Origin of the sequence: Mesorhizobium sp. ESP-6-4, from assembly GCF_020164735.1 — a bacterium.
GTDB lineage: Bacteria > Pseudomonadota > Alphaproteobacteria > Rhizobiales > Rhizobiaceae > Mesorhizobium.
The window spans coordinates 38,263-61,475 of sequence record NZ_JAIUGS010000002.1 but is presented as its reverse complement, the minus strand read 5'-3'; the positions used below and the strand labels follow the sequence as shown (position 1 = coordinate 61,475).

Here is a 23,213-nt window from a genome sequence, read left to right as displayed (position 1 = left end):
CTCTTCTGGGCCTGTCAAAGCAAATCGGGCTTAAGATCGCGTTATGATATTAGCGCGGTTTCGCCGCGCTTGACGCGGGCCGATAAGCGTTCCCCAATCGCGCAATGAGTGAAACAGCAACCGAATCACGCAGCAACGCCACCGAATATACGGTGAGCGAGATTTCCGGCGCGCTGAAGCGCACTGTCGAGGACGCCTTCGGCAATGTGCGGGTGCGTGGCGAGATTTCCGGCTATCGCGGCCCGCATTCGTCCGGCCACGCTTACTTCGCGTTGAAGGACGACCGCGCGCGGATCGATGCGGTGGTCTGGAAGACCACCATGGCGCGGCTGAAGTTCCGCCCCGAGGAAGGCATGGAGGTGATCGCCAGCGGCAAGCTGACCACCTATCCCGGCAAATCCAACTACCAGATCGTTATCGACAATCTGGAGCCGGCGGGCGCCGGCGCGCTGATGGCGCTGCTCGAAGAGCGCAAGCGCCGGCTGCAGGCCGAAGGCCTGTTCGATGCCGGCCGCAAGCGTCGGCTGCCTTTCATGCCCAAAGTCATCGGCGTCGTCACCTCGCCGACCGGCTCGGTGATCCGCGACATCATCCACCGCATCAAGGACCGGTTTCCGCTTCATGTGCTGGTGTGGCCGGTGAGGGTCCAGGGCGACACGACGGCCAGGGAGGTGACCGCGGCCGTCAACGGCTTCAATGCGCTGACATGGGACGGACCCATCCGCCAACCCGATCTGTTGATCGTGGCACGCGGCGGCGGCAGCCTCGAGGACCTCTGGGGCTTCAACGACGAAGGGCTGGCGCGGGCGGTGGCGGCGTCCGCCATCCCGGTGATCTCGGCCGTCGGCCATGAGACCGATACGACACTGATCGACTTTGTTGCCGACATGCGCGCGCCGACGCCGACGGGCGCGGCCGAGATCGCCGTGCCGGTCAGGGCGGATCTGGAGGCTACCTTGGCCAGCCTTGCCGCGCGGCTCAACGCCTGCGCCTCGCGGCATCTGGAACGCAAGCGCCAGGCGGTGCGCGCCGCGGCGCGCGCGCTCCCCTCGCCCGACCAGTTGCTGGCGCTGCCGCGCCGCCGTTTCGACGATGCGACCAGCCGCCTCGGCCGAGGGCTGACGGTGAATATCGAGCGCAAGCGGGCGACACTGGAGCGGCAAAGGCTGACGCCGGCAACCCTGTCGCGGCGCCTCAATGAAGCGCGCACGCTGACGAGTCGCGATATTGCCCGGGCGCGAGCCGCGTTCTTCGCCATCGTGCGCGAAAGGCGCGCGCGATTCAAACGCACGGCGGCAAGGCTGTCGCCGGCGCCGATCGTGCGGCGCCAGAAGCAACAGGCCGACACGCTGGCAGCGCTGTCGCGCAGGCAAGATCAGGCGACGGCGCGGCGCCTCGACCGGCTGCGCGCGGCTCTTACCCAGGCGGACCGGCTGCTTTCAACATTGTCGCACAAGGCCGTGCTGGCGCGCGGCTTCGCGCTAGTCAAGGACGCCGAAGGCGCCGTCGTCAAAGGGGTCGCGGAACTGGCACCGGGCGCGGTGCTGCAGCTTGAATTCGCGGACGGCACTGCCGATGCCATCGCAACCTCCGGCGGGGCGCGGCCGAAGCTGGCCGCGAAATCGCCCGCCAAGGCCAAGGAGCCGGGCAATCAGGGTTCGTTGTTCTGAGGTTTCCATGCGCGACCACGACCCGCATCTTCGCACGCCATCTGGCAAGCCGCGCCTGCGCTCGTTCGGCATCGCGCTCGACGGCACGCCGGGCCCTTTCAACGCCATCACCGACGTGCCGGGCGTGTCGGTGGGCTACACGACGCTGATTTCAGGCGACGGCCCGCTGCAGGTCGGAAACGGTCCGGTGCGCACCGGCGTGACCGCGATCCTGCCCAGGCCGGTTCGGGAACTCGCGACGCCGGTGTTCGCCGGCGTGTTCAGCCAGAACGGCAATGGCGAGCTGACCGGAACGCATATCATCGAGGAAACCGGCGCCTTCAATTTCCCGGTCACCATCACCAACACGCATTCCTGCGGCGTGACCCGCGACGCTACGCTGCGCTGGATGCACAAGGTGTTGCCGGCCGCGCTCGACAGCGGCTGGGGCCTGCCAGTGGCGGCAGAGACCTATGACGGCTTCCTCAACGATATCAACGGCCATCATGTGAGCGTCGACCATGTGACCGCGGCACTCGACAGCGCCAGCGGCGGCGCCATCGAGGAAGGCAGCGTCGGTGGCGGAACCGGCATGATAAGCTTCGGCTTCAAGGCCGGATCCGGCACCGCTTCGCGCATCGTCGGATGGCGGGATCGGCGCTATACGCTTGGTATCTTCGTGCAGTCGAATTTCGGCCAACGGCGCAATTTCACCATTCGTGGCCAGCGTGTCGGCCCTGAATTGGCCCAGCCGGCCATCCGCGAGGGCACGCCCCGCGCCGAAAAGGGCTCGATCATCGCCGTCATCGCCACCGACGCGCCGTTGCTGCCGCATCAGATGAAGCGGCTCGCCCGGCGCGTGCCGCTCGGCATTGCCGTGACCGGGGGCTATGGCTATCACAGTTCTGGCGATATTTTTCTCGCCTTCTCGACCGCCAATGCCGAGGCCGCGCTGGCGCCTTCAGGCCGCATCGCCCGCGCGGAATTCATCCCGGACGTCGACATCGACCCGTTCTTCGACGCGGTCGTGCAAGGCGTGGAGGAAGCGATCCTCAACGCATTGGTTGCCAATGCGGATATGACGGGGCGCGACGGCAATTTCGTGCCGGCGCTGCCGAAGGAATGGCTGGAGGAAAAATTCGGCTGAGAAACGGCGCCGCCGGCCCGTGGCGGGCCGGGGTTTATTCCGGCTTGTCCGGGTTGACTTCGCTGCTGCCCTCTTCAACGGCTTCCTCGAGGCGCGACGCGATCAATTCCTGGATGTCGCCGACCTCTTCCTGGATGTCCTCCAGCAGAATGCCTGCCTCGGCGGCCTTGGCGCAGCATTCCTTGGCAAGGGTCTCGGCCTGCTTGTCGATCTTGATCGGCAAATGCTGGCATTGGACTTTCTCGCCAATCCATCCGCGCAAGAACTCGATCGCATGTTCACTCATACTGCTTTTTCCCTAGCGGCAAAGCCGGTTGGTCGTCATGAACGTCCGCATCCCTGCAAAGGATGCATGCTCCATTCGAGCCGAGTCGGCCTCGACCGGCAAGACACCTTGTCCATGGGACAATATATCTCGCCCTAGAGACAAGAGAGCTTGCCCATGGTCCGCGGAGCCGAAGGAATGGAAGGGTTCAAGGTGCACGTTCAGATCATCGAGAGTGATGGTACCGTTGGCTGGGATCGAACCAGCGACCTCCGGATCCACAATCCGGCGCTCTAACCAGCTGAGCTACAACGGCCTGCCTGCCTGAGCTGGATCGAGGTGAAAGCTTCATTCTCCGTGATCCGCTCTGTCGTTCGGCGATGCGTCAAATACGGGCTATCGGATTCTAATTCAAGGGCCTTGATAAGGTAAACGATTGGTTTCCTCATTCGCCTTTCGTCAAGGCAAAAGAAAAGGCCGGCGGGAGGAGGTGCCGGCCTTTTCCTGTTACGAGCCAGCGGGAGGAGGTGCTGGCTGGTCACCCCGGAAACGGAGGGAGGAGGTTCCATTTCCGGGTATCTGGTTGCTCAACCTATCGCACGACTATTTGTCTGACGAAATGCGACGTTTTGATGCATCGCAGCGTTGTGCGCTGAAATCAGGCGGCCTTGACGTCCTTCATCGCCTTCTCGAAGGCGCTCTTGACCGGCTTGGAGACATCCTCGACCGCCTTGGTGGCAACGGTCTGGAACTCCTTGGCCTGTTCGACGGCCATTTCGACGCGCTTGCGCAAGAAGGAGGTCTGCAGCTCGACGACTTCCGAAAGTGTCTTGGCGCCGACCAGGGCTTCGAGGTGCGAGAAGCTGGCCTCGGCATTGGCGCGCAGCGCGGCGATAGCCTTCAGCGAAACGTCGCTGGAAACGGTTTTGGCGGTCTCGTAGGTCGACTCCAGAACCTTCTGGGTCTCCTCGGCGCCGGTCTTCAGCTTGGCATAGGCTTCCTTCGACTGCTCGACGCCCTTCTCGGCGAAGGCGCGGATCTGGTCGGTGGCCTTGGAAGCATCAAAGCTCGGGAATTCGACGTTTTCGATGGTCTCGGCAGATTTGGCAGTGGTCTTGGACATTTTCCAACCTTTCGCGGCAGCGGCTTTGACAGAAAGCCGTCTCGTTCATGTATGATGGCAATATAAAGGATTTTTTTGTGCGTTGCAATATCTTTGCTGCACCGCACCATAAAATCTTTCCCCTGCGTCAGCCACAAGAGCCGTTAACCAAGAGCCCAGAGATTTCGACCGATGCAAGCCTAGGCTTGTGGACCTCCGGGCCGCGGGCTTTTATTAACAAAGTGTTAACTGAAAAATGCCTGCTCCGGAGGGTTGGCCAGCGCATGCCGCCTGAAAACTACTCCTTCCTCGACGTTGCCGTGCTCGACGCGGTGCGCCAGCGCTTTGCCGCGGGCGATGCTTTGGCCATTTTGTCGGTCGACCTCGAACAGGTGATCTGGGCGAACGGTCCGGGGGCGTCGGCCTTCGGCTATCCGGATATCGAGGCCATCATCGGCGCCTCGGCGCGGCTGCCGCTGATCGCCCGCCGGCAGATCATGGCGACCAGCGGTTTTCCCGACATCGGCAGCGACCGCGCCGTCACGGTGAGGCTGGCCACCGGCATGGAAAGCCGCGCCGTCGGCTTTCTGGCTAGCGCAGTGACGATGCCGGACGGCGAGGCGGCAATCATGCTGGCGGTGCCAGCGGCACAGACCACTTCGCGCAGCGCCGTCGAGATCGCCAGCCGCGCCATCGGCGGCTTTACCGAGGCCGGACATTTCATTGCCTTTGTCGACGCGCAAGGCGGGGTCGAGGCATCCTCGGACGGCTTTGCGGCGCTCGGTATCGAGCCGCGGACGTTGGCTGCCCTGGTTGCGGATGTGGCAAGCAGCGGCGACCGTATCGTCAAACGTCTCGTGCCGGGCACCGACACCGCCTACCCGGCCGGTTTTGCGCGGCTCACCGATACGCGGCATCTGCTGGTGGTGATCGACGAGGCGCAGCTCGACGGCTCCGATAGCGGCCAGGACGATCGGGCGGCCGCCGGCCAAGGCGATCGGACCGGCGATCAGGGAATTGCGGCGCCAGAGGCGGTCAGCGCCCCGCCCCAAGGTGAAAGCGCGGCAATCGAGCCCGAGTCTCAGCCTGCCCAGGACAACCCAGTGCCTACCGTGGCGGCTGGCAAAGAGGACGAGCCGGCGCCAGAGGCTCCCGACAGCGACGCACAGCCCGACGCGGAGGGCCGGACCTTGGCCGGCCAGCGGCCTACCCGGACAGACCATCAGGCCGATGCCGCCGGCGCCGGCCAGCACGACCATTGGTATTTCAATGCCGGCGACGATGGCGCCGGGCATGCTCAACCGGCAGCGCCGGCGAAGGACGAGCCGGAAGGTGCCGCCGCAGCCGAAGGCCAAGATGCGGGCAACGCTGCACGCGAAACTACCAAATCAGCCCAGCCGGGCCTGCCGCGCGACATCGACCGGTCGGCGGCCCCATTGCGCTTCGTCTGGCGCACCGACGCCGAAGGTCGGTTCAGCGCGCTGTCGCCCGAATTCGCCGACATCGTCGGCCAGCCCGCCGCCGATGTGATCGGCCGCCGCTTCAAGGATGTCGCCGCCACTTTCGGCCTCGACGCCTCGGGCGAGATCGCCGGCCTGCTCGACCGGCGCGATACCTGGTCCGGCCGCTCGGTACTGTGGCCGGTGGCCGGAACGAGTCTGAAGATCCCCGTCGATCTGGCGGCCCTGCCCGTCTACGGCCGCAGCCGCGCCTTCGAGGGTTTTCGCGGCTTTGGCGTCGCGCGCAGCGCCGACGCCGTGGTCGATCCGGAAGCGCTTGGCATGGCTCTGGTGCCGAATGCCGCTCCTGCCGGGGCCACCTCCGGCGGGGCCGACGCGTCGGGCGATCAGCCGGCAGAGCAGACGCCTCTGGAAAAGCCAAGGCCCGAAGACCCCTTCCGGGGCGAAGTGCCGGCGCTGACCATCGTGCCGAAGCCGGAGCGACGCTTTGCCGACAAGGTGATAAGGCTGGCCGAGCATCGCCAACCGGCCAACGACAAGCAACCGGGAAGCGACACGCCGGCAAATCACAAGGGCCTGTCGATCCTCGAGCGCAGCGCCTTCCGCGAGATCGGCGAGCGGCTGCGCAAGGACAGTTCCGCCCCTGCCGAGGAACGCGCCCCCGAAGCCGACAATCGGCCCGATGCCGCTGTTGCCAGCGAGGACGCGGCAACGGTGAAGGAAGCGGCCAGCGAAACAAGGGTCGACGCAAGCCAGCCGCTTCCACCCGATGCGGCGGAGCACGACGATTCCGCCCAGGGCGCGACCTTGTCCTCGCCCTCGGAAGCCGACGACGCGAAGGCCGCGGAAGCGGAGACCGAGGCGGAAGACCAGGAAGATCTGGCGCGGCTCGACGGCATCGATGGCGCCGCCGAGGTAGGCGACGCCGGCCTGGCCGAGACCTCGGCTGTTTCCGGCTCGCTGCTCAACTTTGCCGATGGCGAGAAACCCACGGAAGACGCCGGCGTCGCGCCGGTTTCCCAGAACGAGCAAGCAGAGGGCGCCCGGGAGGCCGCCGAACCTGCTGCCGCGAAGCCGCAGCGGCCCGTCGAAGAGCCTGCGGCGCAGCCGGTCGCGGCCGGGCAGCCCGCCTCCGATGCGACGGCCGACGACAGCATGACCGCCGACGACTTCCGCGATGCGCAGGACAATGAGGACTGGGCAGGCTCCGATACAGATGCCGCCAAGGCCGCGGAAGAACAGCCGGAAGAACTGGACGCGACAGCCGCGACGCGGCGACGCCTCGACGTGCCGCCGCTTAAACTTTCCGGTTTTATGCCGTCCGCGTTTTCGACCGGAGAGGAAGCCAAGGCACCCGACACATCCATCCTCGCACGGCTGCCTGTGCCGCTGCTCATTCATTCGGGCGACATGCTGCATTATGCCAATGACGCCTTCCTCGAACTCACCGGCTATGATGCGCTGGACGACCTCGCGGATGCAGGCGGCCTGGGCGCGCTCTTCGCCGACCCTTACGCCGAGGACACCGCGGCGGAGGAAAGCGACCACTCGCTGAAGCTCAGGACCCGCCAGGGCCTGGAATTCCCGATCGACGCGCTGCTACGCTCGGTGCCGTGGCGCGGCGGCAAGGCGCTGATGCTGGTGGTGCGGCGTTCCGGCGAGGACGATGCGGCGCACTTCACCGCCGCGAATGACGAGCCGGCGCTGCAGCCGGACGTGCCGGAACTGAAATCGCGCATTGCGGAGATGCGCACCATCATCGATACCGCTACGGACGGCGTCGTGCTGATCGGCCGCGACGGCAACATCCGCTCGATCAGCCGGCCGGCGGAAGCGCTGTTCGGTTTCGACAGCGACGAGGTCGCGGGCAAGCCCTTTGCCTCGCTGTTTGCCATAGAAAGCCAGCGCGCGGCGCGCGACTATCTGGCCGGGCTTTCGGAGCCGGGTGTCGCGAGCGTGCTCAATGACGGCCGCGAGGTCATCGGCCGCGAGGCGCAGGGGCGTTTCATCCCGCTGTTCATGACCATCGGCAGGCTGCCCAACGACAGCGGCTTCTGCGCCGTCGTGCGCGACATCACGCAATGGAAGCGGGCCGAGGAAGACCTGACGCAGGCACGCGCAGTGGCCGAGCGCGCCTCCTCGCAGAAGACCGATTTCCTGGCCCGCATCAGCCACGAGATCCGCACTCCGCTCAATGCCATCATCGGCTTTTCCGAACTGATGGTAGACGAGAAATTCGGTCCGATCACCAACGACCGCTATCGCGACTACCTGCGCGACATCAACCGCTCGGGCAACCATGTGCTCGACCTCGTCAACGACCTGCTCGACATCTCCAAGATCGAGGCAGGCCAGCAGGAAATGGATTACGAGGCGGTGTCGCTCAACGACACGCTGTCCGAGACGGTGGCGATGATGCAGCCGCAGGCCAATCGCGAACGGGTCATCATCCGCTCCAGCTTCGCCTCGCGGCTGCCGGAAGTGGTGGCGGATCTGAGAAGCGTACGCCAGATCGCCCTCAACATCCTGTCCAACGCCATTCGCTACACCCAGGCCGGCGGCCAGGTGATCGTCTCGACCGCCTACGAAGCCTCGGGCGACGTCGTCATGCGCGTGCGCGACACCGGCATCGGCATGACCCAGGCCGAGATCGAGCAGGCGCTGAAACCGTTCAAGCAGATCAATGCGCTGAAGCGCGGACGCGGCGACGGCACCGGCCTCGGCCTGCCCCTCACCAAGGCCATGGTGGAGGCGAACCGCGCCCGTTTCGCCATCACCTCGACGCCAGGTGAAGGAACCCTGGTCGAGGTCGGCTTCCCCTCCACGCGCGTGCTCGCCGAATAAAATGCACGCGACAGCGACGGCCAAAGAAAAAGGCGTCCAAGAGGACGCCTTGAGAAATGGGATGCTGTCACAACGGGGGCTTGAGCAGAACCTCAGGGGACGAGGAACGGGATTTCTCCCTCAAGTTACACGCGACTATCAGCGTCGTCTCTTAACAAGTCCTTACCGGGCCGCGAAAAAATTTACGAATGTGTACCACCCGTGAAATCTAGGTAAATTCGCCGGACAGATTTCGTTAACCACATCGGTCAGCTTGCCAGCTGCGGCAGGTCGCGGAACAGCTCCAGCGCCTCGGGATTGGCGAGCGCTTCCTTGTTCTTCACGGCGCGGCCGTGGACCACGTCGCGCACGGCGAGCTCGGTGATCTTGCCGGACTTGGTGCGCGGGATGTCGGCGACGGCGACGATCCTGGCCGGCACGTGGCGCGGGCTGGCGCCGGTGCGGATCCTGGCGCGAATGCGCTTTTCCAGATCCTCGTCCAGGGTCACGCCGGGGGCGAGCCGCACGAACAGCACGACACGGACATCATTGTCGAAATCCTGGCCGATGCAGAGCGCCTCGAGGATTTCCGGCATCTGCTCGACCTGGTTGTAGATCTCGGCCGTGCCGATCCTCACGCCGCCCGGATTGAGCGTGGCATCGGAGCGGCCGTGGATGATCATGCCGCCATGTTCCGTCCATTCGGCGAAGTCGCCATGGCACCAGACATTGTCGAAACGCTCGAAATAGGCGGCGTGATATTTCTTGCGCTCGGGGTCGTTCCAGAAGCCGATCGGCATCGACGGGAAGGCCTTGGTGCAGACCAGCTCGCCCTTCTCCTGCCTCACAGGCTTGCCGTCATCGTTCCAGACGTCGACCGCCAGGCCAAGGCCGGGGCCTTGGATCTCGCCGGTCCAGACCGGCTCGGTCGGCACGCCGAGCACGAAGCAGGAAACGATGTCGGTGCCGCCCGAGATCGAGGCCAGGTGCACGTCCTTCTTGATGCCGTCATAGACGAAGCGGAAATCCTCCGGCGACAGCGGCGAGCCGGTCGAGGAGATGGTGCGCACGCGCGACAGATCGTGGCTCGCGATCGGCTTCAGACCGGCCTTGCGAACCGAATCGATGAATTTGGCCGAGGTGCCGAAATAGGTCATCTTCTCGGCATCGGCGAAATCGAATAGCGCGTTGCCGTCGGGGTAGAAAGGCGAGCCGTCATAAAGCAGCAGCGTCGCGCCGGAGGCGAGGCCCGAGACCAGCCAGTTCCACATCATCCAGCCGCAGGTGGTGAAATAGAACAGGCGATCGGCGTCGAGCAGGCCGGCATGCAGCCGGTGCTCCTTGACGTGCTGGATCAGCGTGCCGCCGGCCGAATGCACGATGCATTTCGGAATGCCGGTCGTGCCCGAGGAAAACAGGATGTAGAGCGGATGCGCGAAGGGCAGCCGCTCGAAGCCGACGGGCTTTGCGGCAAAAGGCGAGAGCGCGTCTTCGAGCGCGGCTGCCTTGTCGATGGTGGCGGCGACATCGCTCGAGGTGCCGAGATAGTCGACGATCAGCACCTTGCTCAGGCTTGCCAGCTTGTCCGCGACAGCGCGGATCTTGTCGGCCACCTCGATCGCCTTGCCGTTGTACCAATAGCCGTCCGGCGCGATGAAGACGATCGGCTCGATCTGGCCGAAGCGGTCGAGCACGCCCTGCTCGCCGAAATCGGGAGAGCATGACGACCAGACCGCGCCGATCGAGCTTGCCGCCAGCATCGCGGCGATGGTTTCGGGCATATTCGGCATCATGGCGGCGACGCGGTCGCCGGCCTTGACGCCGAGCGACAGGAAGAGCTGCTGCAGGCGCGAGGTCAGCGCGTGGAGCTCGTTCCAGGAGAGCCGCCGCTCGACCTTGTCCTCGCCGCGAAAGACGATCGCCTCGCCGGCGCCGGTTTTCTGCAAAAGGTTCTCGGCGAAATTGAGCCTGGCGTCGGGAAAGAAAGCTGCGCCGGGCATCCGCTCGCCGTCGACGAGGCGCCGTTCGCCCTTGTCGCCGACAAGCGCGCAGAAATCCCAGACCAGGTCCCAGAAGGCTTCGCGGTCGTCGACCGACCAGCGATGCAGTTCGGCATAGCCGGAGAAAGAACGCGCTGTCTTTGCCTCCGCGGCCTTCATGAACGCGGTCATCGGCGCTGCGTCGATCCGCTCCTGCGTCGGGGTCCACAAAGGTGTGTCGGCGGCCATGATCGCTCCTCCCAAAGCGTCGCGTTCGAGCCAGTTAAGCCCAACGTCGCATATGCCATCGTCCCAGAAACGGCGTGCGATTGCGGATCGGGATCGTGCAGACCGCTTATGCATATTGCGGCGCAGCAGAGCAAGATTTTGTTCGGGCGACCCATGGCGGCCGCTGTGCAAATGCCATCGCAAGGCCATAAAGACTTGAAAAGCGTCGGCGCTCGGTTACACCCGTCGGGCGATTTTGTTGGCAATGAAAGCATACGGGGCGAAATGCGATCATCTCTGATCCGGCGCGGGGTGTGGGCGATCGGCGTTGCCGTGCTCGTCATCGCGCTCGCGGTCGCGGCGCTGCCGCTGATTGCCTCGACCCGCATCGTGCGCGACCGCATCGCCTGGGAATTGAGTGCCTGGAGCGGCTTCAGAGTCACGATCGACGGCTCGCCGCGTATCGAGGTGTGGCCGAAATTCCGGGCCATCCTCAGCGACGTGACGCTGTCGCAATGGACCGAGACCGAAGCGCCGCCGGTGGTCGAGGCCGATCGCGTGGAAGTCGATCTCTCCGCCATGGCGGCCTTGCAGGGCAACGTCGCCTTCTCGACCGCCAGGCTGGTGCGCCCGACGATCAGGGTGCAGCGCACCGCTGGCGGCTTCTATCTGCCGCCGCTTCCGACCGGCGGGCGCATCACGCGCTCGATCGACACCGCGCGCGGCGTAGTCACCGCCAACCCGCAGAAGCCGGATCTCGGCAAATTGCCATCCGATCCGTTCGGCACCGTAGAATTCCGCGATGGCCGCGTGGTGACTTCGGTTGACGGCAAGGACATCGAAATCCTGAGCAGCCTGAGTGGCCAGGTGAACTGGGAAGCGATGAACAGCGAGGCGTCGCTGACCGCGAGCGGAATCTGGCGCGGCGAAAGCATGCAGCTCGAATTCTCCTCGGCGAAACCGCTGGTGCTGTTTGGCGGAGGGGCGGCGCCCGTCACCCTCTCCTTCAAGGCCGCGCCCGCGACATTCTCCTTCGACGGAACGGCCTCGATGTCCGACAACGCCTATCTGGACGGCCAGGCGAAGTTCGCCGCCCCGTCGCTGCGGCGCGTGCTGGAGTGGTCGCAGGCAGGGATCGCGCCGGGTGCCGCAATCGGCGCCGTCTCGGTCAGCAGCAAGGTGAACGCCTCGGCAGGGCGCGCGAAATTCGAGAACACCACGGTCACGTTCAACAACAACCCGGGCATGGGCGCGCTGGATTTCTCCGTCGCCGAGGGGAGCCCGGTGATTGCCGGCACGCTCGCCTTCGACACGCTTGATCTCAGATCTTTCCTGTCGGCTTTCACGCCTATCGCGCCGACCGGCGAGTCCGGCCCCGGCGATATCGACACCAGTTTCGCCGACCGCATCAATCTCGACCTCAGGCTGTCGGCGGCCCATGCCATGGCGGGACCGGTCCAACTCGCCGACGTCGCGGCGACCGCGCAGGTCAAGAACGGTCTTGCCGTCTTCGACATATCCGACGCGTCTGCCTTCAACGGCAATATCCAGAGCAGCCTGCGCTTCGACCGCAAGCCGGAAGGCACGCAGGTCGAGATGCGGCTCCTGGCATCGGATGTGGATACGGGAGCCTTTGCCACGGCGGCGGGAATGACGCGGCTGGTGCCGGCCAGCACCGGGACCGTATCCGTCATCCTCAAGGGACCGGGCAAGGCCTGGAATTCCATCTTCGAGAATGCCGACGGATCGTTCTCGGCGACGTTCGGTCCGGGCACTATCAACGGGCTCGACCTGCCGGCCTTCCTCAAGCGCAACCAGCAAGGCGGTTTCTTCGCGCTCGACGACGTCGCCAATGGATCGCTGCCGATCGACGGCGCCGAGATCAAGGCAAGCATTTCGAAGGGCGTGGCGCGCCTGGACAAGGCCGAGATCAATTCGCAGAAATACAAGATCTGGCTGTCCGGCATCGCCTCCTATGTCGGCCGCGGGCTGGCGCTCTCGGGCGGAGTGGTGCCCAACGGACAGCCGGCGCAGCAGCCCCAGCAGGCCAACAGTCAGGCGGCCAGCCCGGCTCCCGCGCCGCCGAGCCAGCCGCTGTTCTTCGTCGGCGGCAACTGGAGCGCGCCGTTCATATCGCCGATCGCTCCCGGCGTTTCAGGCCAGTAAATGCGAGGGACGCAAGGCGTCCCCGCTTCTCGTCACGCTCAACCGCGTTGCGCGGCCTGCTCGTCGAGCTGGCGCTGGATTTCGCGCCGCTTGTTGGCGATCGAGGCGATGATGACGCCGACCGCCACCACCGCGATCAGGATGGTGCAGGCGGCGTTGATTTCGGGCGTCACGCCGAGGCGCACCTGGCTGTAGATCTTCATCGGCAGCGTGGTGGCGCCGGGACCCGAGGTGAAGCTCGCGATGACCAGATCGTCCAGCGAGAGCGTGAACGCCAGCATCCAGCCCGAGATGATCGCCGGCAGGATGACCGGCAAGGTGATCTGGAAGAAGGTCTTCACCGGCGGCGCGCCGAGATCCATCGCTGCCTCCTCCAGCGAACGGTCGAACGTGACCAGCCGCGACTGCACGACGACGGCGACGAAGCACATGGTGAAGGTGATGTGGGCGAGCGTCACCGTGACGAAACCGCGGTCGAGCCCGATGGCGACGAAGAGCAAGAGCAGCGAGAGGCCCGTTATGACTTCCGGCATGACCAGCGGCGCGAAGACCATGCCCGAGAAGAGCACGCGTCCCTTGAAGCGCGTGTAGCGCGTCAGCGTGATGGCGGCGAGCGTGCCGAGCACGGTGGCGACGGTTGCGGAGATGACGCCGACGCGCGCGGTCACCCAGGTGGCGTCCATCAGGCCCTGATTGTGGAACAGCGACACGTACCATTTGGTCGAAAAGCCGCCCCAGACGGTGACGAGCTTGGATTCATTGAAGGAAAAGACGATCAGAAGCACGATCGGCAGATAGAGGAAGGCAAAGCCCAGCACGATCGAGGCGATGTTGAAGCGGCTCCAGGTGGAGTTCATCTGCCCTGCTCCTGTGCCTTGGCCTGAGCCTGCTGGAAGAACATGATCGGAATGGTCAGCACCAGGAGCAGGATGACGGCCACCGCCGACGAGACCGGCCAATCACGGTTGGAGAAGAACTCGTTCCAGAGCGTCTTGCCGATCATCAGCGTCTGCGAGCCGCCGAGAAGGTCGGGGATGACGAACTCGCCGACGGCCGGGATGAACACCAGCAGGCAGCCGGCGACAACGCCTGGCAGCGACAGCGGGAAGGTGATCTTCCAGAAGGCGCCGGTCGGCGGACAGCCGAGGTCCTGCGCCGCCTCGATCAGCGAATAGTCCATCTTCTCCAGCGAGGAATAGAGCGGCAGCACCATGAAGGGCAGGTAGGAATAGACGATGCCGATGAAGATAGCGGTGTAGGTGTTGAGGATCACCAGCGGCTGGCTGATCAGGCCGGTGGCGAGCAGAACCTGATTGAGCAGGCCCTCGGGTTTCAGGATGCCGATCCAGGCATAGACGCGGATCAGGAATGAGGTCCAGAAGGGCAGGATCACCAGCATCAGCAAGGTCGGGCGGATCGTGGCCGGCGCTCGCGACATGCCATAAGCGATCGGGTAGCCGACGATCAGGGTAAGTATCGTCGAGATCCCCGCGATGACCAGGCTCGTCACATAGGCTTTGAAATAGAGCGCGTCCTGGGTGAGCCAGGTGTAGTTATCGAAGTTGAGCTCGCGGACGGCGGCGAAAAATCCCGAAACGCCGTCCTTGAAGCCGAGCACCGGAGTATAGGGAGGCATTGAAATCGCCGTTTGCGACAGCGAGATCTTGAACACGATGACGAAGGGAACAAGGAAGAAGAACAGCAGCCAGAGATAGGGGACAATGATGACCAGGCGGTTGACGAAGCCTGTTGTCAGCCTCGCCGGCAGTGTTGCGGTTTCGGTTGATCGGGCGGCGGTCGCTGCGATATCCGTCATCTCAGCCTCCTACCTGGTCAACACGACGCCGGCATCGGGCCGGAAGGAGACCCAGGCGCGATCGTTCCAGGTGAGCGGATCCTCGGTGATACGCGAAGCGTTCAACGCGCTTGCCCGCACCATCTGGCCGTCGTCAAGCCTGATATGATAGACGGTCATGTCGCCGAGATAGGCGACGTCGTAGACCTCGCCTTTGAGCGCGTTGACGGCATCGGCCGGCTTTTTCGAGGAGACCTTGATCTTCTCCGGCCGGATCGCAAAGACGATGTCGGAGCCGGCAGCGGCGTTGCTGCCATTGTCGACGACGATCTGCGCTCCTGTCGCGCCGGTAATGCGCGTGGTGCTTTTCGTATGTTCGGCAACCTTGCCTTCGAACATGTTCACATTGCCGACGAAATGCGCAACGAAGCGCGAGGCCGGCGCCTCGTAGATCTCGGCAGGCGTCGCGACCTGCATCACCTCGCCCTTGTCCATGATGGCGATGCGGTCGGCCATGGTCATGGCCTCCTCCTGGTCGTGGGTGACGACGACGAAGGTGAGGCCGAGCTCCTGCTGCAGGTCCATCAGCTCGAACTGCGTTTCCTCGCGCAGCTTCTTGTCCAAAGCGCCGAGCGGCTCGTCGAGGAGCAGAACCTTGGGGCGCTTGGCGACCGAGCGGGCAAGCGCCACGCGCTGGCGCTGGCCGCCCGAGAGCTGGTGCGGCTTGCGCTTGGCGAACTGCTCGAGCTTGACGAGCTTCAGCATCTCGGCCACGCGCTTTTCGATGTCGGGTCCAGGCATGCCTTCCTGCTTGAGGCCGAAGGCGATGTTCTTCTCCACCGTCATATGCGGGAACAGCGCGTAGGATTGGAACATCATGTTGACCGGCCGCTTGTAGGGCGGGATGCCGCGCAAATCCTGTCCGTCGAGCAGGATGCGGCCCGCCGACGGCTCCTCGAAGCCGGCGAGCATCCTGAGCAGGGTCGACTTTCCGCAGCCGGACGCGCCGAGCAGGGCGAAGAACTCGCGCTCGAAGATGGTCAGCGACAGGTTGTTGACGGCGGTGAAATCGCCGAACTTCTTGGTCACCTTGTCAAACTGGATATAAGGCTTGGCGTTCGGGTCGTTCCATGGTGCGAAATCCCTACGGATGCTGCCAAGCGATTTCATGATCCCCACTCCGTTACTTTCTTAGAAAATCCCCAAAAGAAAGCGACCCCGGCAGTTGGCTGCCGGGGCCGTGTCGCAATGCTCACTGGCCGGTGACTATCTTGGTCCAGGTGCGCGTGATGATGCGCTGTGTCTTGGGATCGTATGGCGCAATGGTATACAGCTTTTTCATCGTCTCTTCGTCCGGATAGACCGAAGGATCTTCCAGGATCGCCTTATCGACGAATTGCTGCGAGGCTTTGTTGCCGTTGGCGTAGAGCACGTAATTCGACGATTTGGCGATGACTTCGGGCGTCATCATGTAGTTGATGAATTCGAGCGCGTCGGCGACATGCGGCGCGTCCGCGGGGATCGCCATCTGGTCGAACCACATCTCGGCGCCTTCCTTGGGCACCGAATAGCCGATCTCGACGCCCTGCTTGGCTTCCACGGCGCGGTTGCGCGCCTGGAAGACGTCGCCCGACCAGCCGATCGCCAGGCAGATGTCGCCATTGGCCAAGGCGTTGATGTATTCGGACGAATGGAACTTGCGGACATAGGGCCGCACCTTCAGCAACGCCTCCTCGGCCTTGGAGATGTCATCGGGAGAGGTGCTGTTGGGATCGAGGCCGAGATATTTAAGCGCCGCTGGAAGGACGTCGGTGGGAGAGTCCAGCACATAGACGCCGCAATCCTTCAGCTTGGCCAGCTTGTCGGGATTGAAGAAGACGTCCCAGCTGTCGATCTTGTCGGTGCCGAGCGCGGCCTGCACCTTCTTGACGTTGTAGCCTAGGCCGACCGTGCCCCACATGTAGTTGACCGAATATTCGTTGCCCGGATCGTATTTGGCGGTACGCTCGGAAATGACATCCCACATGTTGGAGATGTTGGGCAGCTTCGACTTATCGAGCTTCTGGAACACGCCTGCCTGGATTTGGCGCGCCAGGAAGTTGGCGCTCGGCACGACGACGTCATAACCACTGCCGCCGGCAAGCAGTTTCGTCTCCAGGATCTCGTTGGAATCGAAGGTGTCATAGACGACCTTGATGCCGGTCTTCTTGGTGAAGTCGTCGATGATCGAGCTATCGATATAGTCCGACCAATTGTAGACGTTGACGACACGGTCTTCGGCGTGGCCGCTTATTGTGAAAAGCGTCAGAAATGCCGACGTCGCCGAAAGCCAAAGCGCTTTGCGGATCATGATGTTCTCCTTTGGTGAGTGTTCCCTCGCCGGCTCGTCGCGATATGGCGGCGCGGCGTTGGTTTCAGACTATTGAGCATTCCGGAGAGCGACAAGCGTGAACTGCCCACGCCAAGGTCGATCAAGGCATCGAGGTTCGAGGCGTCCCACCCTCCCTGGCGAGGCACCCGGGCGGCGTCAACGGCATTCACCGTGGCGTAAGCAGAGCTATGACGATGCAGTCCGGTCCCGAGCAGGCCAGCGGAGTCACTTGGCAAGATACGCCTGTGTTGTTGTTGCCGTGATCGCAGCCTGCCCGCCCGGCAACTGGGTTGTCAATGGGGGAGGCTGCCTAAAGCGCGTCACGCTGAAAGGGATTCAGGCGAAGCGCTTTAAGTCTTTGTTTTGATGCCTGTCGCTCTCCCAAAACCGCTGCGCACTTTTGGGCGACATGCATTAACGTCAATTGGGCGACGGCAGGCCGGTTACGCCGGGACGTGCAGGCCGCGCCTGTCGCTTGAACTCCAGACCGATGTGGACGAGCAGCGCCGTGACGACGACCGCACCGCCGATGATGGTGCGCACCGACGGCACTTCGGAATGGACAAGCCAGACCCAGATCGGCCCAAGGATCGGCTCGAAGGTGCCGAGCAGCGCCGCGAGCGCCGCCGGCACCAGCCGCGCGCCCATGGCGAAAAAGGCGAGGCCGACGCCAAGGTTGATGACACCAAAGGCAAAGAGGAAGCCCATGTCGCGCCCCGACACCGCGAATGCCGAGGCCTGGGAAGCGGCGAACGCACCGGCGAGCAGCGCACCGAGACAGGTGGCCGGCACCATGCGCACATGGGCAAAGCGCCGGGTGATCACGGTCGCGAGCGAAAACATCACCGCGATCAGCAGCGCCAGGCCGTCGCCGATCGGCGAGACGGCGCCGCCCAGGGATTCGGAAACCATGATGGCGACGCCGGCGATGACGGCGGCGATCGCGATCCAGGTGGCCGGGGCGACCCGTTCGCGAAACAGCAGCCAGGCAAGGAGCGCCGCAAGCAGCGGCACGCCGGCCTGCATCAGGAGGATGTTGGCGACCGTGGTGTAGGCAAGCGCCACCACGAAGCTGGTCGAGGCGGTGGCGAAGCAGAAGGCGACGCCAAGGCCGGGCAGTCCCATGTGCCGAAAGAGCTTCAGGGTGCCGCGCCAGCCGTCGCGCCACAGCATGAAGGCGATCAAAAAGGCCACGGCCCATAGCGAACGCCAAAACACCACGGTCCAGCTGTCGCCGACATGGATGAAACGGGCGATGGCGCCACCGAAGCTCCACATAAGCGCCGAAAGGAAGACCAGGAGCATACCGATCCGCTCCTCGCGCGGCGAGACGGCCGGCAAGGCAGTGGAGGACGGGGCGCCGGGTGAGGCGGTATCGGTCATGGACATGACTGTCAGCGAGTTGCGTTCGATGCAGCAAGGACACCAAGACTTGTGTCTTAGACGACAGAACTGTGCCCCAGAAAGAATTATGCCTCAATCGCGTAGCGCAAAGACGCCGGCCCGGCGTGATCCAGCACCCGGCGAGACTTAGGACACATCCGCCGATGTCAGCCTTGAAAATCGAAGGCGCTGAGGCCCGTCACCATCTCGTCGAGGCCGAGCGGGCGCGTCACTGGCGGCTCGGCGCGCGCCAGGCAGCCGACGCGCTCGCAAAGCCTGCAGGCGGGGCCTACCGGCGTAGCGAAGCCTTGACCGGGCTTGCCGGCGGCTGCGGCCGGCAGCGCCGCGCCATAGACGATATCGTCGCGAAAGCCGATATCGCAGCCGAGCAGGAGCGCGGTGCGGCGCGGCCGTTCGGAGAAGGCGCCCTGCGGACCTTCCAGCGTGCGGGCGATGCAGAGGAATTCGGCGCCGTCCGGCATCTCGACCGCTTCGACGAGGATCTGGCCGGGCTGCGAGAACGCCGCATGGACGGGAAGCTTGGGGCAGCCGCCGCCGAAGCGGCTCTGCGGATAGCCCTGGCTGCCGGCCTTGCGGAAGCGGTTGCCGGCATTGTCGACTTCCAGCATGAAGAACGGCACGCCCGCCGCGCCCGGCCGCTGCAGCATGGTCAGTCGATTGGCCGCCTGCTCGAAGGAAACGCCGAAACGGGAACGCAGGACGTCGATGTCGTAACGGCCGCGAACGGCGGCGGCATGGAAAGCCTGATAGGGCATCATTAGCGCATGCGCGGCATAGCGGCCGAGCTCGAAGCGAGCGAGCCGGCGGGCCTCGTCGGTACCGAGCTTCAGCGCCTGGATCTCAGCCGCGATGGCTACCGACATGCGTATGAGGCTCGCCTCCATCGCGACTTCGCGCAATTGGTCGAAAGGCGACAGCCGCTCGGACAGGAAGAGACGCTGCGAATGGCGATCGTAGCGGCGGCGCCAGTTGGGCATGGTGGCGACCGGCAGCACCTTGACGACGATGCCGTGCTCGCGCCTCAGCCAGGCTTTGAGCGCGCCGAACAGATCATCACCGGGGTCAAGGACCGATGTGAAAGCCTCCGCCTCCTCTTCCAGCGAAGCGAAGTGGTTCGGCCGGCGCTCAAACACGTCATGGACTTCGTCGGCAGGCAGGCGGGTGCCGGACAGCGCGGTTGCCCTGCCCTCCTTCGCCAGAAGCTGGTTGAGGTCGGACAGGCGCTCGGCCTGCTCGCGATAGGCGCGAAAGAGTTTCACCATCGCCGCCGAAGCGTTCGGCGCTGTTTCGGCAAGATCGATCAGTTCCTGATCGCCGGGCAGTTCGCCGGCCAGAAGCGGATCGCTGAAGGCCTCGCGCAATGCCGCGATCGAGCCTTTTGTCTCACTCTGCAATTCGTGCGGATCGACCTTGTAGACGGAGGCGAGCTTGAGAATGAGCTGCACCGTCAGCGGCCGCTGGTTGCGCTCGATCAGATTGAGATAGGATGGCGAGATGCCCAGCCCTTCGGCCATCGCCGTCTGGGTCAGGCTCCTGGCGTTGCGCAGCCGGCGCAGCCGCGGCCCGGCGAAGATCTTCTGGTCGGCCATCCCTGCCATCCTTGACAAGAATTTACATTGACATCGAGTCCGGCGCTCGCCTCGCTCTTTTACAATCGTGACAAATTTACAGAGCTGACTTGTCAATGGCAACACAGCTTTTCCTTTATTTTCCGAGGCATCTTGCGGTTTTTCTAGGTGCCTTTCGCGCTGCAATGTAAAGGATGTCATACGCAGGACGTCGCAGAACATGCCTTTGCGATGCAGCGCTGACGCAGTTCCCAAACGATCCGGAGTGACCAATGACCGATTTTTACAACCTCGTCCCCTCCGCGCCGGAAGGCCGTTTCGACGGCATCGAGCGCCCCTACTTGCCGGAGGATGTGAAGCGGTTGCGCGGCTCCGTGCAGATTCGCCAGACGCTGGCCGAGATGGGTGCGAACCGGTTGTGGAAGCTCATCCACGAGGAGGATTTCGTCAATGCGCTGGGCGCGATGTCGGGCAACCAGGCCATGCAGCAGGTTCGGGCCGGCCTGAAGGCGATCTATCTCTCGGGCTGGCAGGTGGCGGCCGATGCCAACACCGCCTCGGCGATGTATCCAGACCAGTCGCTTTACCCGGCCAATGCGGCGCCGGAACTGGTCAAGCGCATCAATCGCACCTTGCAGCGCGCCGACCAGATCGAGACATCCGAAGGCAACGGGCTGTCGGTCGAGACCTGGTTCGCGCCGATCGTGGCCGACGCGGAAGCCGGCTTCGGCGGCCCGCTCAACGCCTTCGAGATCATGAAGGCCTTCATCGAGGCGGGCGCCGCGGGCGTCCACTATGAGGACCAGCTGGCGTCGGAAAAGAAGTGCGGCCATCTCGGCGGCAAGGTTCTGATCCCGACCGCGGCGCATATCCGCAACCTCAACGCGGCGCGCCTTGCAGCCGACGTGATGGGCACGCCGACGCTGGTCGTGGCGCGCACGGACGCAGAGGCGGCGAAGCTTTTGACCTCCGATATCGACGAGCGCGACAGACCTTTCGTCGACTACGACGCCGGCCGAACGGTCGAGGGCTTCTACAATGTCAGGAACGGCATCGAGCCTTGCATCGCGCGCGCCGTGGCCTATGCGCCGCATGCCGACCTGATCTGGTGCGAGACATCGAAGCCGGATCTGGCGCAGGCCAGGAAATTCGCCGAGGGCGTGCACAGGCACCATCCGGGCAAGCTGCTCGCCTATAATTGTTCGCCGTCCTTCAACTGGAAGAAGAACCTCGACGACGCGACGATCGCGAAGTTCCAGAAGGAGCTCGGCGCGATGGGCTACAAGTTCCAGTTCATCACGCTCGCCGGCTTTCACCAGTTGAACTTCGGCATGTTCGAGCTGGCGCGCGGCTACAGGGACCGTCAGATGGCCGCCTATTCGGAATTGCAGGAGGCCGAGTTCGCGGCCGAGGCCCGCGGCTATACCGCGACCAAGCATCAGCGAGAGGTGGGCACCGGCTATTTCGACGCCGTGTCGATGGCGATCAGCGGCGGCCAGTCCTCGACCACCGCCATGCATGAATCGACCGAGCACGCCCAATTCAGGCCGGCGGCCGAGTAACGGATAACAACCAGAGGCAACGCCCGCAGGGCATCTACAGCGAGGAGAAGAGCGATGGCATCGATAAGCCGCGTCAAGGAAAGGGCAGAAGAGCAATCGAGCGCGATGAGCGTCGACCAGCAGGCGACGATCCGCATGCTCGCCAACGATCTGCACAGGCTCAACCAATCGGTCATGAAGGCAGTCGAGGCCGGCGTCTCGGTGGAACTGGTGCGTTCGGCCAGGCACCATGGCGGCGACGGCAACTGGGGAGACCTTTTGATCCCGGTGATCGTTACCCAGCAGAGTCACACTTGACGTAACGTCAACAGTCTCGGCGATAGTCTCCCGCGCGCTATACGCTCGGGAGACTATCGCATTTTTTCGATTTGCCTTCGTCGCCCGGCATACGACTTGCGCTGAATTCGAGAATTTCTTGCTATATTTCCGATCTCGACCGTTTCAGCTTGACAGCGGCCGCGATCTCACCCAATTGTGCCTCAGGTTTCAACCCTGCATTGAACCAGAGTGCCTGCCCGCCGATGTGTCCCGCCAACCGTGACGACCACTCCGAAAAACATCCGAAACCGGCAGCCTGGACCGGCGCGATCGAGGCGAATTTTTCCAAGGTGCTCGTTGTCGGAAAATCGTCGATCAACCGAGTCGTGGTATCGAAAATCGTCGAGAAATCGGGATTGAAACCGATCTCGGAAACGCCCGAAACCGCCGAGAAGACGCTCACCGGCCAGTTGCCCTGCGCCGTCATCCTGGACGGCGGCCCAGACAACAAGGATTGCGACCGGCTGATGTCGGCAATCGACGCGCTGCGGCGCGCCTCCGGCAAGCCGCTGCCGGCGGTGATACTGCTTTCAACCAGGAATGGCACGCCGGAGAGCCTTGGCCTGTCGAGCGTGGTCGATGCGGTGGTCGCCAAGCCGATCACGCCCGAGAGACTGCAACCGGTGGTGGATCGCCTGGTCGGGCGCGGCTAAGGCTCGAGCGTTCACTCGGCCTTTGCGATAGCCTCGACAAGGCTCGGCAACTCGCCAAGATCTGCAATCTGACGGAAGCGCGGCGCCGCGACAGGCGCCTCGGCCTGTTCGATCGCCCAGGTCAATTCGTGCGGCACATGGATGCCCCAACTGCCGGCCTCGATGGCGGGAATCACGTCGGACTTGAGGGAATTGCCAACCATCATGCTGTTCTGCGGACCACGGCCATAGCGGCTGAAGATGCGGGCATAGGTGGCGGTGCTCTTGTCGCTGACGATCTCAACTGCGTCGAAAAGGTCACCCATTCCCGACTGCGCAAGCTTGCGCTCCTGATCGAAGAGGTCGCCCTTGGTGATCAGCACCAGATGGTAGGAACCCGCCAGCTTCTCGATCGTCTCGCGCGCGTGCGGCAGCGGCTCGATCGGGTGGCTGAGCATCTCGCGGCCGGCAGCCAGTATCTCGCCGATGATCGAACCAGGCACCTCCCCGCCGGTAACCTCGACCGCTGTCTCGATCATCGACAAGGTAAAGCCCTTGATGCCGAAGCCGTAGAGGGCGAGATTGCGCCTTTCCGCCTCGAGCAGTCTTGCCGCGATTTGGTCGTGGTCTCCGTGCTCCGCCAGCATTGCGGCAAAGCGCTTCTCAGTCATGCGGAAGAACTGCTCGTTCTGCCACAACGTGTCGTCGGCATCGAAACCGATCGTGGTAAGAGCGGATATTGTC

Annotated in this window: 17 protein-coding genes and 1 tRNA gene; 7 read left to right on the top strand and 11 right to left on the bottom strand. The window is 63.9% G+C overall.

Going from position 1 to position 23,213, the window contains the following annotated elements:
* The first annotated feature begins 104 nt into the window (after positions 1–104).
* Both xseA and LB523_RS03995 read left to right on the top strand, forming a co-directional pair.
* Positions 105–1,670 carry an exodeoxyribonuclease VII large subunit gene (xseA, locus tag LB523_RS04000; protein ID WP_224601035.1) on the top strand — a complete coding sequence of 522 codons (1,566 nt, stop codon included), beginning with the start codon at positions 105–107 and terminating at the stop codon, positions 1,668–1,670.
* 7 nt (positions 1,671–1,677) lie between these two features.
* Entirely contained in the window at positions 1,678–2,796 is a 1,119-nt protein-coding gene (locus tag LB523_RS03995) for a P1 family peptidase (RefSeq protein ID WP_224601034.1), read from the top strand.
* A gap of 34 nt (positions 2,797–2,830) precedes the next feature.
* Here the strand turns inward: LB523_RS03995 and LB523_RS03990 are convergent, their stop codons facing one another.
* The 3 genes from LB523_RS03990 to LB523_RS03980 all read right to left on the bottom strand — a co-directional run bounded on the left by LB523_RS03990 (position 2,831) and on the right by LB523_RS03980 (position 4,184).
* Positions 2,831–3,082: a DUF768 domain-containing protein gene (locus tag LB523_RS03990; RefSeq protein ID WP_095769952.1), complete on the bottom strand. Its 252-nt coding sequence runs from the start codon at positions 3,080–3,082 to the stop codon at positions 2,831–2,833.
* Between the two features lie 218 nt (positions 3,083–3,300).
* Positions 3,301–3,377 (bottom strand) — tRNA-His (locus LB523_RS03985).
* Positions 3,378–3,719: 342 nt separating this feature from the next.
* Positions 3,720–4,184 carry a phasin gene (locus LB523_RS03980; RefSeq protein WP_224601033.1) on the bottom strand — a complete coding sequence of 155 codons (465 nt, stop codon included), beginning with the start codon at positions 4,182–4,184 and terminating at the stop codon, positions 3,720–3,722.
* Positions 4,185–4,447: 263 nt separating this feature from the next.
* On the opposite strand from LB523_RS03980, the gene LB523_RS03975 reads away from it, so the two are divergent.
* A complete protein-coding gene (locus LB523_RS03975; RefSeq protein WP_224601032.1) occupies positions 4,448–8,467 on the top strand; it encodes a PAS domain S-box protein in 4,020 nt (1,339 codons plus the stop codon).
* A 248-nt stretch (positions 8,468–8,715) separates the two neighbouring features.
* Here LB523_RS03975 and LB523_RS03970 read toward each other — a convergent pair whose 3' ends face one another.
* Positions 8,716–10,674 carry an acetoacetate--CoA ligase gene (locus LB523_RS03970; RefSeq protein WP_224601031.1) on the bottom strand — a complete coding sequence of 653 codons (1,959 nt, stop codon included), beginning with the start codon at positions 10,672–10,674 and terminating at the stop codon, positions 8,716–8,718.
* Positions 10,675–10,938: 264 nt separating this feature from the next.
* Here LB523_RS03970 and LB523_RS03965 point away from each other — a divergent pair, with 264 nt between their 5' ends.
* Complete coding sequence (locus LB523_RS03965; RefSeq protein ID WP_224601030.1) at positions 10,939–12,819, top strand: AsmA-like C-terminal region-containing protein; 1,881 nt, start codon at positions 10,939–10,941, stop codon at positions 12,817–12,819.
* A gap of 38 nt (positions 12,820–12,857) precedes the next feature.
* Here the strand turns inward: LB523_RS03965 and LB523_RS03960 are convergent, their stop codons facing one another.
* The 6 genes from LB523_RS03960 to LB523_RS03935 form a co-directional block, all read right to left on the bottom strand.
* Positions 12,858–13,676 carry an ABC transporter permease gene (locus LB523_RS03960; RefSeq protein WP_224601029.1) on the bottom strand — a complete coding sequence of 273 codons (819 nt, stop codon included), beginning with the start codon at positions 13,674–13,676 and terminating at the stop codon, positions 12,858–12,860.
* Complete coding sequence (locus LB523_RS03955; RefSeq protein ID WP_224601028.1) at positions 13,673–14,635, bottom strand: ABC transporter permease subunit; 963 nt, start codon at positions 14,633–14,635, stop codon at positions 13,673–13,675. The genes LB523_RS03960 and LB523_RS03955 overlap by 4 nt, the downstream gene beginning before the upstream one ends.
* A 9-nt stretch (positions 14,636–14,644) precedes the next feature.
* Positions 14,645–15,784: an ABC transporter ATP-binding protein gene (locus LB523_RS03950; RefSeq protein ID WP_224601027.1), complete on the bottom strand. Its 1,140-nt coding sequence runs from the start codon at positions 15,782–15,784 to the stop codon at positions 14,645–14,647.
* 82 nt (positions 15,785–15,866) lie between these two features.
* On the bottom strand, positions 15,867–16,964 hold the full coding sequence (locus tag LB523_RS03945) for a polyamine ABC transporter substrate-binding protein (protein ID WP_224601026.1): 1,098 nt from the start codon (positions 16,962–16,964) through the stop codon (positions 15,867–15,869).
* A 441-nt stretch (positions 16,965–17,405) separates the two neighbouring features.
* Positions 17,406–18,368, bottom strand: a complete 963-nt coding sequence (locus LB523_RS03940; RefSeq protein ID WP_224544210.1) for a DMT family transporter — start codon at positions 18,366–18,368, stop codon at positions 17,406–17,408.
* A 167-nt stretch (positions 18,369–18,535) separates the two neighbouring features.
* A complete protein-coding gene (locus LB523_RS03935) occupies positions 18,536–19,978 on the bottom strand; it encodes a short-chain fatty acyl-CoA regulator family protein (protein WP_224601025.1) in 1,443 nt (480 codons plus the stop codon).
* Positions 19,979–20,229: 251 nt separating this feature from the next.
* On the opposite strand from LB523_RS03935, the gene aceA reads away from it, so the two are divergent.
* From aceA to LB523_RS03920, 3 genes are all read left to right on the top strand, one after another.
* Positions 20,230–21,519, top strand: a complete 1,290-nt coding sequence (aceA, locus tag LB523_RS03930; protein WP_224601024.1) for an isocitrate lyase — start codon at positions 20,230–20,232, stop codon at positions 21,517–21,519.
* A gap of 54 nt (positions 21,520–21,573) precedes the next feature.
* The gene (locus LB523_RS03925) at positions 21,574–21,816 is read left to right on the top strand and encodes a hypothetical protein (protein WP_027168360.1); all 243 of its coding nucleotides are present in this window, start codon (positions 21,574–21,576) and stop codon (positions 21,814–21,816) included.
* Between the two features lie 224 nt (positions 21,817–22,040).
* Entirely contained in the window at positions 22,041–22,490 is a 450-nt protein-coding gene (locus tag LB523_RS03920) for a response regulator (protein WP_140839547.1), read from the top strand.
* Positions 22,491–22,501: 11 nt separating this feature from the next.
* Here LB523_RS03920 and LB523_RS03915 read toward each other — a convergent pair whose 3' ends face one another.
* On the bottom strand, positions 22,502–23,209 hold the full coding sequence (locus tag LB523_RS03915; RefSeq protein WP_176477188.1) for an HAD family hydrolase: 708 nt from the start codon (positions 23,207–23,209) through the stop codon (positions 22,502–22,504).
* Between the last annotated feature and the right edge of the window lie 4 nt (positions 23,210–23,213).

Bases quoted from the DNA above. Each gene is read 5' to 3' on its own strand.
- LB523_RS03965 (WP_224601030.1), top strand. From the start codon at position 10,939: ATGCGATCATCTCTGATCCGGCGCGGGGTGTGGGCGATCGGCGTTGCC.
- LB523_RS03970 (WP_224601031.1), bottom strand. From the start codon at position 10,674: ATGGCCGCCGACACACCTTTGTGGACCCCGACGCAGGAGCGGATCGAC.
- LB523_RS03955 (WP_224601028.1), bottom strand. From the start codon at position 14,635: ATGACGGATATCGCAGCGACCGCCGCCCGATCAACCGAAACCGCAACA.
- LB523_RS03945 (WP_224601026.1), bottom strand. From the start codon at position 16,964: ATGATCCGCAAAGCGCTTTGGCTTTCGGCGACGTCGGCATTTCTGACG.
- LB523_RS03995 (WP_224601034.1), top strand. From the start codon at position 1,678: ATGCGCGACCACGACCCGCATCTTCGCACGCCATCTGGCAAGCCGCGC.
- LB523_RS03950 (WP_224601027.1), bottom strand. From the start codon at position 15,784: ATGAAATCGCTTGGCAGCATCCGTAGGGATTTCGCACCATGGAACGAC.
- LB523_RS03925 (WP_027168360.1), top strand. From the start codon at position 21,574: ATGGCATCGATAAGCCGCGTCAAGGAAAGGGCAGAAGAGCAATCGAGC.
- LB523_RS03940 (WP_224544210.1), bottom strand. From the start codon at position 18,368: ATGACCGATACCGCCTCACCCGGCGCCCCGTCCTCCACTGCCTTGCCG.
- aceA (WP_224601024.1), top strand. From the start codon at position 20,230: ATGACCGATTTTTACAACCTCGTCCCCTCCGCGCCGGAAGGCCGTTTC.
- xseA (WP_224601035.1), top strand. From the start codon at position 105: ATGAGTGAAACAGCAACCGAATCACGCAGCAACGCCACCGAATATACG.
- LB523_RS03990 (WP_095769952.1), bottom strand. From the start codon at position 3,082: ATGAGTGAACATGCGATCGAGTTCTTGCGCGGATGGATTGGCGAGAAA.
- LB523_RS03980 (WP_224601033.1), bottom strand. From the start codon at position 4,184: ATGTCCAAGACCACTGCCAAATCTGCCGAGACCATCGAAAACGTCGAA.
- LB523_RS03920 (WP_140839547.1), top strand. From the start codon at position 22,041: ATGTGTCCCGCCAACCGTGACGACCACTCCGAAAAACATCCGAAACCG.
- LB523_RS03935 (WP_224601025.1), bottom strand. From the start codon at position 19,978: ATGGCCGACCAGAAGATCTTCGCCGGGCCGCGGCTGCGCCGGCTGCGC.
- LB523_RS03960 (WP_224601029.1), bottom strand. From the start codon at position 13,676: ATGAACTCCACCTGGAGCCGCTTCAACATCGCCTCGATCGTGCTGGGC.
- LB523_RS03975 (WP_224601032.1), top strand. From the start codon at position 4,448: ATGCCGCCTGAAAACTACTCCTTCCTCGACGTTGCCGTGCTCGACGCG.